This window comes from Streptomyces sp. C36 (genome assembly GCF_040932295.1).
Taxonomy (GTDB): Bacteria; Actinomycetota; Actinomycetes; order Streptomycetales; family Streptomycetaceae; genus Streptomyces; species Streptomyces triculaminicus.
On record NZ_JBFQGI010000001.1, the window covers coordinates 632,149 to 646,707 of the forward strand.

Genomic DNA, 14,559 nt, shown 5'->3' on the forward strand with positions numbered 1-14,559 from the left:
TTCGCCCGGGGCTGAGGGGGGTGCCATGGGCCGGTCGCTGCTTGCGATGTTTTTCGTGGGGCTGCTGATGGCGGTGCCGCGTACGAACGCTTCCGCCGCCGACTCCACGCCGTGCACGGATGCCGATCTGGCCTGCTGGACCGAGATGCTCCAGGCGGGAAGGTCCGTCATGGTCAGACTCGAGGGGCCCGTGGATCCGAGCGGCATCTCGAAGGACAGGAAGCCGCCTTCCGAAAAGGACCTCAAGACGTTCAAGGAGGCCCGCGACCGCGGCGGAAAGCTGATCGTGTGGGCGGCGGGCCGGGTCCGCACGGGCGCCGGAGGGACACTGCTCCTCGTGCTCGCCGCGGACACGGACCGGTTCGTGGCCCCGGACACCGAACTCACCCGCTTGGACGACGAAACCCACGCCCTCCTCGAACGGTTCGGCGCCTGCGACCCCCTGTGCAAGAAGAACCGCGAGTCCAAAGAGGGCGTCAAGGGACAGCAACTGATCGAGGCGAAACTCGCCCGAGCGATCGACAGCGACATCACCCTCGGCACCAAGAACGGTGGCGGGGACAGGGGAGAGGGCCCCGGCGTGAGCGCCCCCGCCGCGAGCGGCCCCGGTGGCACGAAGAAGGCGGACGACACGGACGACTCACGGTGGCTCCTCACCGTGACCGGCGGGGGACTCCTGGCGCTGCTGGCGATCCTCGGCGTCCTCATCGTCCGTTCCGGCAAGCGCTGGGAGCCCGCCACCGGCCTATCCGCCACCGGTCCGCCCGCCATCGGCCCACCCCGTCCAAGCCCCGCCCCCCGTCCCGACGCCCCCCCGGGCCGCCCCGCCATGGCCGCCCGGCGCCGCAAACCCGTGGCCGTACCGTCCGGCCCGCCGCGCTCGGCCACCGTCCGCACGGGTCTCCACCCGCAGGGCTATGTGGAGCTCGGGCGCTGCCTGTACCGGGCCGCCTGGGCGGATCCCCGTGAGCCGGCCCCCGCCCTCGGCGAGGTCGTCGACGTCTTCGAGGCCGACGCACGAGCGGGGAACGAACCCGGCGTCCTCCTCGCCTTCCCGCACGACGCGGGACGGTAGGCGACGGCATCCGGACCACGTACCCCTCACCTCGCGCCCACCCGCACCCTTCACCGCCCGCATCCCGTCAGGAGTTCCGGAGCAGCCATGCGCCACAACCGTGCCCGCGCCAGGACAGTGCGGACCGAATACGCCGACATCGAGTTCGAGAACAACGCCCAGCGCCTGCCCCTGGTGCTCTGCCTGGACACCTCCAGCTCCATGTCAGGCCCCCCGATACAGACGCTCAACGAGGCACTGCGCGAATGGGCGAGGGAACTGCACGACGACGTGAGCCTCAGCCACAGCGTCGACGTCGCCGTCGTCACGTTCGGGCAGCAGGGGGTGAGCACCTGGCAGGGATCGCGGCAGTTGCCTCCGCAGTCACCGGACAGCCCCTTCGTGCCGGCCCACGCCTTCCGGCCCCCGCTGCTCTTCGCGGAGGGCGTCACGCTGATGACCGAGGCCCTGGAGCTGGCCATGTGGATCGTCTCGGCACGCAAGACCGAGCTGCGGAGGTCCGGGCTGCAGTACTACCGCCCCCAGATCTGCCTGGTGACCGACGGCCTGCCCACCGACGGCACCGGACACCCCACCGACAACTGGAAGCGGGTGGTTCCCGTGCTGGCCGCCGAGCAACAGGCGAGGCACTTCCGGCTGTACGCGATCGGCGTGGGCGGTATCACGCCACGCGGCGAGGAAGTGCTGCAGGCCTTCGCCCCGAAGTTCAACGCCCGGCTGAACGGCTTCCCGTTCCGCCAGCTGCTCCAGATGATGTCGGCCAGTGCCACCGCCGAGCAGAAGGGCGCCGGGGACGAGGTGTTCGAGAAGATATTCAGCCAGTTCAAGACCCAGCGCCCGGCCTGGGAATCCTGACCGGGGCCCGGGCATCGTGGACAGGCAGGACAGGTACGGCTGGTACGACGGGCTGGACCGGCGCGACGGACCGGACCGGCGCGACCGGCCCGACGGACCGGACGGGCACGAGGGCCGCGACCGGCGCGACAGGAACGACGGACCGGCGCGGCCGGGATGGCGGATCCACGGAATGAGCGTCGAGGGGTACCGCCACCGGCGGGAGAACATCCCCTGCCAGGACGCCTGGCACTCCGCGGTGGTGGGTCCGCCCGAGGCCGCCGTGGTGGTGCTGGCGGTCGCGGACGGCGCCGGCAGCCGCCCCCACTCGGGCCAGGGCGCCGGATTCGCGGTCCAACTGGCGACCTCGCACTTCGGGCAGCGCGCCGAGGCACGGCCACAGACCGCCCAGGAGGTGCACGAGCTGCTGCTGGACGCCTTCATCGACGTACGGGAGGAGTTCGTGAGCCGTACGGAGGGAGACCCGGACGACTTCGCGTCCACGCTCACCGTGGTGGTGCTCGCTCCCACCTGGCTGGGCCATCTCAGCGTCGGCGACGGCTTCGTCGTGGTCCGGTCGGGTTCCGAGGGCAGGGAGCGGCAGTTCCATCTGCTTCCTCAGCCCGACGCCGTCAGCGAGTACAGCAACGAGACCGTCTTCCTCACCTCGGCCGACGCCGAGCACTGGGTCCACACCGAGTGCGTCCGCGACGAGGGGATCGACGGCGTGCTGCTGTCCACGGACGGGCTGACGCAGGCAGCGTTGTCCCGGCCGCCCGGACGGCCGCGCGGCGCCAACGCCTCCTTCGCCTCGGCCGTCCTGCGTTCCCTCGATGCCCCCGGACCCGATCCGCGCGCGGACGACCGGGCGCTGGCCGAACTGCTCCGCTCCGATCGGCTGACGGCCTTCAACGCCGACGACAAGACGCTGCTGAGGGCGGTGCGGGCATGAGCGGTCGTGTCGTGTTCATCGGCGGCGAGCGGGTCGTGCTCGCCGAGAACCCCCTCAAGAGCGGAGGACAGGCCGCCGTGTTCGAGGTCGAGGGACAGCCCGGATCCGTCGTCAAGATCTACCACGAGCCGCCCGGGGCCGAGCAGGAACGACGGCTGTGCCGCATGCTGAAGATGGCGCCGCTGGGCGGCCGGCCCGTGGACTTCACCCAGCAGCCGGAGCTCGCCTGGCCCACCGCGCCGGCGCGCGACCCCGGCGGAGAGTTCGTCGGCTACGCCATGCGCACGTTCGGCGAACCCGAGCACGTACAGCTCGTGGCCCTGTTCTCCCGCGCCCAGCGACTGCGCATGTTCCCCGATCGCGCCGACTGGAAGTTCCTGCTCGGGGTGAGCTGGAACCTGGCCTTCATGACGGCCCGGATGCACGACGAGGACCTCGTCATCGGTGACTTCTCCAGCAACAACGTCGTCGTCGACCGGAACGGGTTCATCACCTTCCTGGACTGCGACTCCATCGCCTTCACCGACCCGGTGTCGGGGGAAGCCTTCCCCTGCGAGATGCACACCGCCGACTACTCCGCGCCCGAACGGCAGGCGGGCGGCCCGGCCACCCGCGCGAGCGACGACTTCGCGCTGGCGGTGCTGATCTACCAGATCCTCACGGCGGGCAACCACCCCTTCGGCGGCGTGCTCCACGACAGCGACTCGCAGGCCACGGTCAAGGACAACATCGCCGCCAGCTGCTCCTACGTCGTACGGCCCGAACGCGTGGTCATCCCGCGCGGCGTCATCGACCCGGGCGTCCTGCCGCCCGCGCTGCTCGCCCTCGCCCACCGCGCCTTCGGGCCGGGGGTGACCGATCCGTCGGCCCGGCCCTCCGCGCGGGAATGGCTGGTGGCCCTGACGCGGGAACGGCCGAGCGTACGCACCTGCGCGGCCCGCCCGCTCCACAGCCACGGATCCCACCTGGACGCCTGCCCCTGGTGCGCGCGCCTCGCCGCCACCGGCGTGGACACGTTCGGGGCGACACCCCTTCCCGACGGGACACCCGTTCCGGAGCAGGAATGGGGGCTGCGAGCGGTGCTGATCGCGGCGGCCGTGATCGTACTGATCCTGGTGGTGGTCGTGCTGACGTACGCCTGAGCCGACCGCTATGCCGACGCTATGCCGACCGCTCGACGAGAAGCATCGCCACGTCGTCCGCCAGGTGGCCGTGGGTGTGCCGGATCAGCTCCTCGTGCAGTTGTTCAAGGTAGTCCTGCGGGGTGTGGGCGCTCACCCTTTCCATGGCCTCGGCCAGCGGGAAGAAGCCGTTGTCCTGGCCGCGGGCCTCGATCACGCCGTCGGTGTACAGCAGCAGACGGTCACCGGCCGCGAACGGGTAGCTCTCGGCCGTGTCGGGAAGGCCGGTGACGAGGTCCTCCAGGCCCATGGGCGGCATCGCGGAGGTGGGCGCCAAGGCCAGGACCTTGCCCTGGCGCAGCACCAGTGGAGGCGGATGCCCCCGGTTGACCACTTCGACGACTGCTCCCTCCGGTACCTGGGCCACCAGGGCGGTGACGAATCCTTCCGTCAGGGATTCCTGATCGACCGCACCCGGTACGGCGCACTCCCGTCGCAGCGCGGCCACGCAGTGGTGGATCACTTCCACGAGGTCGTCCTCGTAGTGCACGGCCTCCCGGAACGCGCCCAGCACGGCGGCGGCCGAGCGCACGGCGGGCAGTCCATTGCCCCGGACGTCCCCCACGATCATGCGGACCCCGTACCGGGTCTGTACGGCCTCGTACAGATCGCCCCCGATCTGCGCGCCCGTCTCGGCCGCGAGGTACATGCTGGCGGCCCGGACCGTCCCCAGACGCCGGGGTACGGGCCGCAGGATGACGTCCTGCGCCGCCGCGGCGATCCGGCGGATCTGCTCGAGCTCGCTGGACCGGCGCGACTGCACGGCGCTACTGGTCGTGACGCTGGCGAGGGAGACCAGGAAGAGCGCTATCAAATTGGTGTAGACCTGCTGGCCGCCCCAGGCGTGGTTGTGGGTCGCGGTGATGACGCTGACGAGCACGGCGACGGCCGCCGCCGACAGAGTGCCCTTGGGGCCCATCGTCACAGCGGCCAGCGCGGGCGTCGCCGTGAGGAGCGGGCCCGTGTACAGAAAGTGCGCGGGCGAGAGCTCGATGCCCACCACCAGCAAGGCGATCACGAACGGTACGCACTCTGCCGCGGTGAAGAGGCGCCGGCTGAGGACGCCCGTTCCCGGCCGAGGAGGTGGGCGGAGGGGCCACCGCATGCTTACAGGTTCCCCCGAGGAGCCTCGATGTTCCACTCGTCGCCCCCGGCCCCCGGGGCGCGTTTCGGTCACCGGGGCGGAGATCGGCGCCTGCCCGCAGGCTCCGGAGGATCTTGCCCGGCAGCCCCACGGGCACGCTCCGCGCGGCGGGGCTGCGGCGGCGGTGGCGGAGGTCGCCGGTCGGTTCCCCGGCCCCGGGAATCAGGCGCCTTCTCCGGCTGCGATCACGCCAACTCCATTGATATAATCGTGAATTACCGCGTGATCAGTCCAGAGAGGGCGGCTTGCGGGCGCCCCTTCGGCGATGGTGCGGCAATCGACGCTGCTGTCCGGGGGAATCGCATGCGTTCTCAGACATCCTGTGCCCGATTCGTCTCCAGTGCGACAGTGGGCCTGCTCCTGCTGATGGGTTCGAGCGCCTGTGGATCCGGAGACTCGAAAGCGAGCGGTTCCGCGGACGTGTCGCGTTCCTCGGCCGCCAAGGATTCCGTCGGCACATCGGCTCCCGACGGAACCTCGGGCTCTGTCGCCGCGTCCGGCTCCGTGGCCGCGACGGTTTCCGGTGGCGTCCCGGGATTTTCCGGTGCGTCGGGTTCTCGCGGTGCGTCGGGCTCCGGCAGTGCCGCGGACCCCTCGGTTCCCCCGCAAGTGGTGGGAGTCTGGTGCGGCGGGCGCAATGACGCCCCCGAAGGGCACTGGACCTACGCCTTCACCAGGGACGGCAGGTTCGGCATGCAGAACGCGCGGATCGGCAGCCTTTCCGGTTATGTCGTCACCTCGGGGCACGTCATGGAATTCCATTCCACCGGTCTCAAGGCTCCCGTCGCCTCGACGTGGGAGGTGAGGGCGGACCCTGTCGTCGGGGACATGCTGTTCCTCGACGGATTCAGCTATGTCCGTGGCAGCTGCACTTCGTGAACCGCCTTTCCCCGCCTCGCCGCCCGGCGCCGCGGCGCGTCCGCCCCGCCCTCCGCGTCAGCCGCCCAGTGTCCTGCGCAGCAGTTCCTTGTCGGGCTTGCCCGCCGAGGTGAGAGGGATGTCGGGCAGGAGGTGGAGGGCCTCGGGTGCGTACATGGGGCCCTTGTGGGTGGTGACGAAGTCGCGGATCCGCCCGAGGTCGGGGGCGTGGCCGTCCCGGGGGACGACGGCCGCGTGGACGTGCTCGCCGGCGTCGGCGTCCCGGGTGCCGAAGACCGCGCACCGGGCGACCGCGGGGTGGGAGAGGAGAAGTTCCTCGAGCTCGGTGGGGTGGACGTGGCCGCCCACCACGATGATCAGGTCCTTGAGGCGGTCGACGACGAAGAGGTAGCCGTCGTCGTCGAGGTAGCCGATGTCCCCGGTGCGCAGCCACCCGTCCCGCAGGACCTCGGCGGTGAGGTCGGGGCGCTTCCAGTAACCGGGCATGACGCCGGGGGAGCGCACCTGGATCTCGCCTTCCGCGCCCGGCGGCAGGGTCCGGCCGCCGCCGTCGCGGATGGCGACCTCGACCCAGGGCAGCGGGCGGCCGGTGGTGACCCGGCCTCCGCGCCCGGTCACCGTGTGCTCGTGCGGGCGTGCTTCGGCGATGGCGGGGACCTCCGTCTGGCCGTACCAGCCGTAGAGGATCGGGCCGAAGACGTCGATGGCCCGGCGCAGGCGGGTGGCGGAGGCGGGGGAGCCGCCGTAGGTGATCCGGGTGAGGCTCGACAGGTCGGTGCCGGCCAGCGCGGGGTGGTCGAGCAGCCGGTGGAGCAGAGGCGGCAGGAGCCACATGTGGGTGATCCGTTCGCGCTCGATCGTCGCGAGGACGTCGCCGGGGTCGAAGCCGGGCCTCAGGACGGCGGAGCCGCCCTGGCACAGGGTCTTGTCGGTGAGGGGGCCGGAGAGCCGGGCGAGCGGTGTGCAGGCGAGGTAGCGGGGCGGGTCGCCCGCGTCGGGGAGCGGGTGCTCCAGTCCCCGGCTGTAGGGGCCATGGGTCGTACGGATCCCCTTGGGGATCCCCGTGGTGCCCCCGGTGAACGCGATGGACAGGTCGTCCTCGGGACGGACCCCGGACGTGAAAGGGAGCGCCTCGTGCCGGGAGGAGACCGCCAGGGCGTCCTCGCCGAAGGGGCCGGGCCCCAGGCCCAGTACGACGGGAGGCTCGACCAGGGACAGCAGCTCCTTCGCGGCCGTGTGCCGGGTGGAGTCGACGAGCAGCATCGTGGTCTCGACGGTCCGCACGATGCGCGCGAGCACCGCGGGGGCCATCCCTTCGTAGAGGTGGACCACGCGGGCGCCGGCGACGTGGGCCGCGTAGCGTGCGACGAGGGATTCGGGGGTGTTGCCGGTGAGCAGGGCGACGGTCGCGCCGCGGCCGGCTCCCCGTTCGGCCAGTTCCCTGGCCATCCGGTACGTGCTGTCGCGCAGCTCGCCCGCGGTGACCCGCCGCCCGTCGGCGGCGGTCAGCACGGGCCGGCCGGGGTCGCGCGAGAGCACGTCGAGGATCACCGTGGGGTAGCTGACGAAAGGGGCGGAGTGGTCCTGGCTCATGTTCGGCTCTCCTTGGAGGAGTTGGCGGAACGGATCCGGCGAGAACTAGGGGCGGGCGCCGATGACGGTGACGGCTCGGGCGCCGGCGCGGCAGCCGTGGCGCGCGGCCGCGGCCGGGTCGTGTCCTGCCAGGCGGGCCGCGAGGAAGGCCCCGGTGAAGGCGTCGCCCGCACCGGTGGTGTCCACGGCGGTGGCCGGCTCGGCCGGAACCCTGGCGGTGATCGCGCCGGACGCGGCCACCAGAGCCCCCCGCGGACCCTGCGTGCAGACCACCAGCGGGAAGTGACGGCTGAGCTTGGCCGCGGCGTCCGCCGGGTCCGGCAGACCGGTCAGGAGTGCGGCTTCGTCGTGGTTGGGCAGCAGGACGTCCGCCCCCGCCAGGGCCGTGAGGAAACGGTCCACCCCGTAACGGGCGATGAAGCCGGCGGAGGCCGGGTCGACGCTCACCGGCACGGAGCGGGCGCGGGCCGCCTCCATCGCCAGCCGGGCGGCCGTGCGGCTCGCATCGGCGAAGAAGAGGTAGCCGGAGACGTGCAGATGGCCGACTTCGGCGAGGAGGTCGTCACTCCAGTCGGCGGCCGACAGGCGCAGCACCGCTCCGCTGTCGGTGAGGAACGTCCGTTCGCCGTCCGCGCCGACCAGGCAGATGACCGTGCCCGTGGGAGCCTCGGGGTCGGTCACCAGGTGGGGCCGGACGCCCGCCGCGCGCAGGGCGCGGTCGTGCCGGTCCGCCGCGTCCGCGCCGACCCGGGCCAGGAGACGTACGTCCTGGACGCCGGAGTACGCGGCCCAGCAGGCCACGTTGGCGCCGGCGCCTCCCGGGAGGGTGACGATGCGGGCCGCCGTGTCGGTGGCGGGGGCGAGCGGGGTGCGGTGGCGGGCGAGGACGTCGGTGACCACGTCGCCGACGACGAGCAGCGCCGTACCGCCGGAGCCGGTCATGAGGCGTACGCCACGGCGATCTCGGCAGCCAGCCGTACGTTGCCCCGCACCGCGGCCACGTTGGCCTCCAGGGAAGCGCCGTCGGTGTGCCGGACGAGGTAGTCCAGGAGGAAGGGCGTGACCGCCTGGCCCGTCACGCCGTCCCGCGCGCACGCCTCCAACGCCTGGGCCAGCACCCGGTCGTGCAGCACCGGGTCCAGTTGCCGCGCCGGGGGCACGGGGTTCGCGACGATCAGGGCCGAGGGCGGACCGTCGAGCGCGTCCTGGGCGCGCAGGACGCCGGCCACCTCCGCCGCCGTCCCGGCCGTCCAGTCGACCGGCTCGCCGGAACCGCTGAGGTAGAAGCCGGGGAACTCCGTCGTCCGGAAGCCCAGCACCCCGATGCCGAGCGTCTCCAGACGCTGCAGGGTCGCCGGTACGTCCAGGACCGACTTCACCCCCGCGCAGACCACCGCGATCCGTACCCTCGCCAGCAGGCGCAGGTCCGCCGACTCGTCCTGGCACTGCTCCCACTGACGGTGGACGCCGCCCAGGCCGCCCGTCGCGAAGACACGGATACCGGCCCGTGCGGCGAGGAAGGCGGTGGCGGAGACCGTCGTCGCCCCGCTCGCTCCCGCCGCCACCGCCGGGGCCAGGTCCCGATGCCCCAGCTTGCGGAAGCCGTCCTCGCCGGCCACGCGCGCCAACCGCGCCGCGTCCAGGCCGATGTGGGGGCGCCCGTCCAGCACCGCGATGGTCGCGGGAACGGCACCGCCGGCCCGTACGAGGGCCTCCAACTCCTCCGCCACCCGCAGATTCCGAGGCCGGGGCAGGCCGTGGGCGATGATCGTCGACTCCAGGGCGACCACCGGCCGGCCACGGTCCAGCGCCTGCCGCACCTCGTCCGACACGACCAGCAGTCGATCTCCTGACGCCTCCGACACCACAGGCCCCTCCCATCACGCCCAGCACGACGCGGCTCACCGGATCCCCGATGCCCAGAGCCGTTCCCCGAACCATGACATCGGAAGCCTTCGCACGACGACGAGTGGCCGGACGGGCCGCCGCTCCCCCCCCCGAAGCGGCGGCCCTTCCGGCCAGGCCCCGACTCCGGGGCGGGCGGTGGCTCGCCCTACCGCACCCGGTACACCTGCCCCGTCTGCGCGCCCTCGATCGAGCGGACGTACGCCGTGGCCACGCGGGACGCCGGAACCGGCTCCATGCCGGCGAAGAACGGCCCGTAGGCGGGCAGGGACTCCTCGGCCACCGTCGGGCTCACCGCGTTGATCCGCCGCGGCGGGAGCTCGATCGCGGCGGCCCGTACGAACGCCTCGACCGCGCCGTTCGCCGCCGACGCGGCCGAGCCGGCGACGATCGGCTCCTCCGTCAGGATGCCGCTGACCAGAGTGAACGAGCCGGTCTCGGCCACGTGGCGGGCGCCCTGACGGACCAGCTCTATCTGGCCGAGGGCCTTGCCGCGGAACGTCGCCGCGAAGTCGTCCGCGGACAGTTCCGTCAGCGGCCCGAACACGGCGTCGCCCGCGGCGACCGCCACCGCGTCCAGCGGGCCGGCCTGCCCGTACATCCGCGCGACCGCCTCGGGGTCGGTGACGTCGCAGACCAGATCGCCGCCCGAGCGGCCCACCCCGATCACCTCGTGCCCCCGCTCCACGAGCGCCCTGTTCACCGCGCCGCCCAGCGTGCCGCCCGCGCCGACCAGAAGAATCCTCACAACACACGTCCAATACCTGGGAAGGAAACCCGGGGGAACCGCCCGGGCAGATCAGACGCTACGGATCGCGCTCCGTCCCCGGAAATGCCGTCTGGGCAGTGACTATGCTTGGCGCGCATGGATGTGGAACTGCGTCACCTCAAGGCCCTGGCCGCGATAGCCGAGGCGGGCACCGTCACCGCCGCGGCGGCCCGGCTGCACATGACGCAGCCCGCCCTCTCCCGCACGCTCGCCCAGCTCGAGACGCGCGTCGGGGTACGGCTGGTCGACCGGTCCTCCCGGCAGCTGGCCCTCACGCCGGCCGGGACGACCCTCCTCGGGCACGGGCAGGCCATCCTCGCCCACCTCGACGCGGCGCTCGCCGACACCCGGGCCGTCTCCCGCCCCCTCCGCCTCGGGTACACCTGCGCGGTCCTCGGGCAGCAGACCGTGCCGCTGCTGCGCTCCTGGCGCCGCGCGCACCCGCACGCGCCGCTCGAGGTGGTCCGCCAGGACAACCGCACCGCGGGCCTCGCCACCGGCGACACCGATGTGGCGGTGCTCCGTACCGTGCCCGACGACCCACGCATCCGTACCGAGGCCCTCTACACCGAGGACCGCGTCGCCGCCCTGCCGGACGACCACCCGCTCGCGGACCGCGACCGCGTGCGCCTCGCCGACCTCACCGCCGGCCCGGACCTGCCGCTCGCCCTGTGGCCGGACACGGGCACCGCCTCGGTGGACCTGTGGCCCCCGGCTCGGCGCCCCGCCAGGACGGTCGACGTGCGCAACGTGGACGAGTGGCTGAATCTCATCGCCACGGGCGGAGCCTTCGGCGTCGGCGCGGCGGGTACGGCCGAGAGCCACGGCCACCCCGGCGTCCGCTTCGTCCCGGTCGCCGACGCCCCCGCCGCCACGGTCTACCTCGCCCGCCCCGCCCATCCCACGCATCCGCACACGGACGCATTCCTCGCGGCGGTACGGGACGTGGTCAGCGGCTGACGAAAGCCGCCGGGGCCGCCGCGCCCCAAACGGGCCTCCGCATGCGGGGACTTGACGGGTCGGGGCCCCATGGCCCGGTGTGCGAGTGGCCGTTGCGGCACCCTTGCGCCCGAGGCGCGCATGTAGTGCGCTGCTCCTCATGGGGAAGAGGAGTACTGCCGCAATGACCGTCGCCCTCGTGGCGGCGTCCCTGGTGGGCGGCGCGCCGAGCCCGAGCGCGCGAGCCGAGGTGCCCGGCACCGGCGGCCCGCCGCCGGCCGGTTCGCTCCGGACGCTGGGCGTGGATCTCGACAGGGTGACGATCCCGGAGCTGCAGCGTCGCATGGCGGACGGTTCGTTGACCTCGTCGGCGCTGACCACCACCTATCTGCAGCGCATCGAGGCCGTCAATCCCAGGATCCACGCGGTCCTGCGCACGGACCCGACCGCCCCGCGCCAGGCGGCCGCCAGCGATGCCCGGCATCGGCGCGGCGAGACCCGTGGCCCGCTCGACGGCATCCCCGTACTGCTGAAGGACAACGTCAACACCCGCGACATGCCGACCACCGCCGGGTCGCTGGCGCTGGCCGGGCGCCCGCCGGGCGCCGACGCCGCCCTGGTGACCCGGCTGCGGGACGCGGGAGCGGTGATCCTGGGCAAGACCAACCTGTCAGAGTGGGCGAACTTCCGCGCGGCCAGGCCGACATCGGGCTGGTCGGCGGTGGGCGGGCAGACCAACAACCCGTACGTACTGGACCGCAATCCGTGCGGTTCCTCCTCCGGCTCGGCCGCCGCGCTCGCCGCGTCGCTGTCGCAGGTGGCGATCGGCACCGAGACGGACGGCTCGATCGTGTGCCCGGCCGGGATGAACGGAGTGGTCGGGCACAAGCCGAGTCTCGGACTCGTCAGCCAGGCCGGCGTGGTGCCGATCTCCGCCGAGCAGGACACCGCGGGACCCATGGCGCGCAACGTGACCGATGCCGCGCTCACCCTCGCGGTCCTCAGCGGCGGCCGGCCCACGGGCCCCGGCGGCTCCGTCGGTCCCACGGACCGGCCGGCGAACGCCGACGGCCTCCGCGGCCGGCGGATCGGACTGTGGCGCCTGCCCTCGCTCGGGCCGCGGGTGGACGCCGTGATGACCGGTACGGCGGAGAAGCTGCGCGCCGCCGGAGCCGAGGTCGTCGAGGTGACGCCACCGCACCAGGAGCGACTCGCCGCACTCGAGTTCCCGGCGCTGCTGAGCGAGTTCCACCGGGACATCGACGCCTATCTCGCCACCCGTGAGGGGCCCCGCGACCTCGCCGCACTCATCGAGTTCAACCGCGCCCACCCGGCGGAGCGGACCTGCTTCGCCGGCCAGGAGCTCTTCGAGCAGGCCCTGGCCGCGCCGCCCACCACCAGCCCGGAGTACCGGGCGATGCGCGCCGAGCTGAAGGATCTGTCCCGGCGATCCATCGACGAGACGATGGCCGCCCACCACCTGGACGCCATCGCCTCGCCGGCCAACCCGCCCGCCTGGACGACCGACTGCGCGCGGGGCGACAACGACGTGATCCCGTCGTCCACCCCAGCGGCCGTGGCCGGCTACCCGTCGCTGTCCGTGCCCGCCGGATTCGTCGGCGAGCTTCCCGTGGGCCTGCTCCTCATCGGCGGTGACCACCAGGACGCCCGGCTGCTGACGCTGGGTGCCGCCGTGGAGCACCGGCTGGACGCCTGGCGGGCACCGCGCTACCTGCCGTCGGTGGGGCCGGACATGTGACCGCCCCGGCTCCGGTCCGACGCCCCGGTCCGACGCCCCGGTCGTCACGCCGCCACGGGCGTGACGACCGGCACGGCGCCCGGAAGGCCGCTTCACGCGGCGGTGAACGGCACCGTCCGCCAAGGGCTCTCGGGGTCGACGGCCAGGGCGTGGTGGGCGTCGAGGACGTCGGTGTACCAGGTGCCGAAATGCTCCTCGTCGAAGTGCAGGCACCGTCCGAGCACATAGCCCGCGGAGAACTCCTCCCACGAGCCGTACGCCTCCCGCGCGGCCTCGGACGCGCGCTCGAGGGCGGCGAGCATCTCGGCCTCCGTGGCGTACCGGGCGCCCCGGCCCCAGCGGGCCATCTTGGAGCCACGGCCGATGTCCCAGGCGGCGACCGTACGGACGAAGCCGTCCGGCGGCAGGAGCCCGTCGGCGCGGAACCGCGCCTCGTACCGCAGGACTTCGCCCACCAGCGCGCACAGGTGCTCCACGAACCCGGTGAACTCCGGGTCGTCGACGGCGTCGCCGCTCTCCCGGGCCCGCTCCCGCAGCTCCGACCGGACGAGGTCGCGCCACTCCCGCGGGTCCACGCGGCCACCGCGGACACGGGCGAGCGCGGCACGGGCCCCGAGGACGAAGTCCCAGTACCAGGGGCTCACGTCGCGGGTGAGCAGCCGCTCCTGCATCGTGAGCCAGTCGTCGCGCCCGTGGACGCCCCAGGAGTCGGCGATCCGCTCGACCTCGCCGCGATAGCCCATGCCGTGCCAGTGCGGGGTGTTCCAGGCGTCGCCGTTCTGGAAGCACAGGTGGGCGCCGCAGGCGAGGCCGTGCAGCAGCGGGCCCGCCGGCGGGGCGCCCGTCCGGCGGGTGACCACGCGGTCACCCAGCCCGTCCGGCTCGAACAGCTCGTGGTGCAGGTCCAGCCAGGTCTCGCGTTCGTCGTCGGTGGTGGAGAAGTACTCCTCGCAGGGCGTGGCGGCGTTGACCGCGAGGATGTCCACGCCGTCGGGCAGGATCCCCGCGAGGGCGCCGAGGGACGCGTACTCGTAGACCAGGTGCGGATGCGGCCGCGGCAGCAGCCCCGAGGTGTACACCTGCGCCGCGGTGCGCCCGTCGGGCAGCGGGACGGTGAGCATGGGGTGCTCGTCCTCGCCCGCCTCCTGGGCTTCGTCGAGCCGCACGGGGTAGTACACGCCCTCGACGGCGAGGGTGCGCAGGTAGCCGTACGCGTTGCCGGTGCGGCACATCCGGTACAGGTACTGCTCCAGATCGGTGGGCGCCGGCCAGCGACTGCCGTCCTCCGGCGCCGGGACGACGGGAAAGAACTCGTCGTGGGCCTCGTCGGCGGACGCCGTCTGCATGGGGTTCCCTCCGTGCCGCTGCCGTTGTCGTCCCGCTGACGACAACAAGATCGTCCAGGTACGGTACCGGGGGTCTTCCCCCAGGTCGTCGGGCCCCTCTCCGTCCGGCCCGGACCGGACGGAGAGGGGCCGCTCCCGTCACCCCGGCAGCCCCTGCCCGGGCCCGCGGAGGCAGGGCGCACA

General features: G+C 73.1%; 13 protein-coding genes. 7 read left to right on the plus strand and 6 right to left on the minus strand.

Features of this window, described 5'->3' with window-relative positions:
- Positions 1-25 precede the first annotated feature (25 nt).
- The 4 genes from AB4K12_RS02770 to AB4K12_RS02785 all read left to right on the plus strand — a co-directional run bounded on the left by AB4K12_RS02770 (position 26) and on the right by AB4K12_RS02785 (position 4,003).
- Complete coding sequence (locus tag AB4K12_RS02770) at positions 26-1,075, plus strand: hypothetical protein (RefSeq protein WP_368432603.1); 1,050 nt, start codon at positions 26-28, stop codon at positions 1,073-1,075.
- A gap of 87 nt (positions 1,076-1,162) precedes the next feature.
- Positions 1,163-1,930 (plus strand): VWA domain-containing protein, encoded by a 768-nt coding sequence (locus AB4K12_RS02775; protein ID WP_368432604.1) that lies wholly within the window; start codon positions 1,163-1,165, stop codon positions 1,928-1,930.
- A gap of 16 nt (positions 1,931-1,946) precedes the next feature.
- Entirely contained in the window at positions 1,947-2,861 is a 915-nt protein-coding gene (locus AB4K12_RS02780; RefSeq protein WP_368432605.1) for a PP2C family serine/threonine-protein phosphatase, read from the plus strand.
- A complete protein-coding gene (locus AB4K12_RS02785; RefSeq protein ID WP_368432606.1) occupies positions 2,858-4,003 on the plus strand; it encodes a hypothetical protein in 1,146 nt (381 codons plus the stop codon). The genes AB4K12_RS02780 and AB4K12_RS02785 overlap by 4 nt, the downstream gene beginning before the upstream one ends.
- 19 nt (positions 4,004-4,022) lie before the next feature.
- On the opposite strand, the gene AB4K12_RS02790 is transcribed toward AB4K12_RS02785, so the two are convergent.
- Positions 4,023-5,060, minus strand: coding sequence for a PP2C family protein-serine/threonine phosphatase (locus AB4K12_RS02790; protein ID WP_368432607.1), 1,038 nt, complete (start codon positions 5,058-5,060; stop codon positions 4,023-4,025).
- A gap of 474 nt (positions 5,061-5,534) precedes the next feature.
- On the opposite strand from AB4K12_RS02790, the gene AB4K12_RS02795 reads away from it, so the two are divergent.
- Positions 5,535-6,065 carry a hypothetical protein gene (locus AB4K12_RS02795; protein ID WP_368432608.1) on the plus strand — a complete coding sequence of 177 codons (531 nt, stop codon included), beginning with the start codon at positions 5,535-5,537 and terminating at the stop codon, positions 6,063-6,065.
- A 57-nt stretch (positions 6,066-6,122) separates the two neighbouring features.
- Here AB4K12_RS02795 and AB4K12_RS02800 read toward each other — a convergent pair whose 3' ends face one another.
- From AB4K12_RS02800 to AB4K12_RS02815, 4 genes are all read right to left on the minus strand, one after another.
- On the minus strand, positions 6,123-7,658 hold the full coding sequence (locus AB4K12_RS02800) for an AMP-binding protein (RefSeq protein ID WP_368432609.1): 1,536 nt from the start codon (positions 7,656-7,658) through the stop codon (positions 6,123-6,125).
- Between the two features lie 45 nt (positions 7,659-7,703).
- Positions 7,704-8,600 carry a carbohydrate kinase family protein gene (locus AB4K12_RS02805; RefSeq protein WP_368432610.1) on the minus strand — a complete coding sequence of 299 codons (897 nt, stop codon included), beginning with the start codon at positions 8,598-8,600 and terminating at the stop codon, positions 7,704-7,706.
- The gene (locus AB4K12_RS02810) at positions 8,597-9,523 is read right to left on the minus strand and encodes a pseudouridine-5'-phosphate glycosidase (protein WP_368432611.1); all 927 of its coding nucleotides are present in this window, start codon (positions 9,521-9,523) and stop codon (positions 8,597-8,599) included. Before AB4K12_RS02810 ends, AB4K12_RS02805 begins: the two co-directional genes overlap by 4 nt.
- 188 nt (positions 9,524-9,711) lie before the next feature.
- A complete protein-coding gene (locus tag AB4K12_RS02815; RefSeq protein ID WP_368432612.1) occupies positions 9,712-10,311 on the minus strand; it encodes a short chain dehydrogenase in 600 nt (199 codons plus the stop codon).
- A 117-nt stretch (positions 10,312-10,428) separates the two neighbouring features.
- Here AB4K12_RS02815 and AB4K12_RS02820 point away from each other — a divergent pair, with 117 nt between their 5' ends.
- Both AB4K12_RS02820 and AB4K12_RS02825 read left to right on the plus strand, forming a co-directional pair.
- Positions 10,429-11,292, plus strand: coding sequence for a LysR family transcriptional regulator (locus AB4K12_RS02820; RefSeq protein ID WP_368432613.1), 864 nt, complete (start codon positions 10,429-10,431; stop codon positions 11,290-11,292).
- A 139-nt stretch (positions 11,293-11,431) separates the two neighbouring features.
- Positions 11,432-13,030: an amidase gene (locus tag AB4K12_RS02825; protein ID WP_368432614.1), complete on the plus strand. Its 1,599-nt coding sequence runs from the start codon at positions 11,432-11,434 to the stop codon at positions 13,028-13,030.
- A 92-nt stretch (positions 13,031-13,122) separates the two neighbouring features.
- Here the strand turns inward: AB4K12_RS02825 and AB4K12_RS02830 are convergent, their stop codons facing one another.
- Positions 13,123-14,376, minus strand: a complete 1,254-nt coding sequence (locus AB4K12_RS02830) for a DUF1266 domain-containing protein (RefSeq protein ID WP_368432615.1) — start codon at positions 14,374-14,376, stop codon at positions 13,123-13,125.
- Positions 14,377-14,559 lie beyond the last annotated feature (183 nt).

Bases quoted from the DNA above. Each gene is read 5' to 3' on its own strand.
- AB4K12_RS02805 (WP_368432610.1), bottom strand. From the start codon at position 8,600: ATGACCGGCTCCGGCGGTACGGCGCTGCTCGTCGTCGGCGACGTGGTC.
- AB4K12_RS02770 (WP_368432603.1), top strand. From the start codon at position 26: ATGGGCCGGTCGCTGCTTGCGATGTTTTTCGTGGGGCTGCTGATGGCG.
- AB4K12_RS02820 (WP_368432613.1), top strand. From the start codon at position 10,429: ATGGATGTGGAACTGCGTCACCTCAAGGCCCTGGCCGCGATAGCCGAG.
- AB4K12_RS02785 (WP_368432606.1), top strand. From the start codon at position 2,858: ATGAGCGGTCGTGTCGTGTTCATCGGCGGCGAGCGGGTCGTGCTCGCC.
- AB4K12_RS02800 (WP_368432609.1), bottom strand. From the start codon at position 7,658: ATGAGCCAGGACCACTCCGCCCCTTTCGTCAGCTACCCCACGGTGATC.
- AB4K12_RS02830 (WP_368432615.1), bottom strand. From the start codon at position 14,376: ATGCAGACGGCGTCCGCCGACGAGGCCCACGACGAGTTCTTTCCCGTC.
- AB4K12_RS02775 (WP_368432604.1), top strand. From the start codon at position 1,163: ATGCGCCACAACCGTGCCCGCGCCAGGACAGTGCGGACCGAATACGCC.
- AB4K12_RS02825 (WP_368432614.1), top strand. From the start codon at position 11,432: ATGGGGAAGAGGAGTACTGCCGCAATGACCGTCGCCCTCGTGGCGGCG.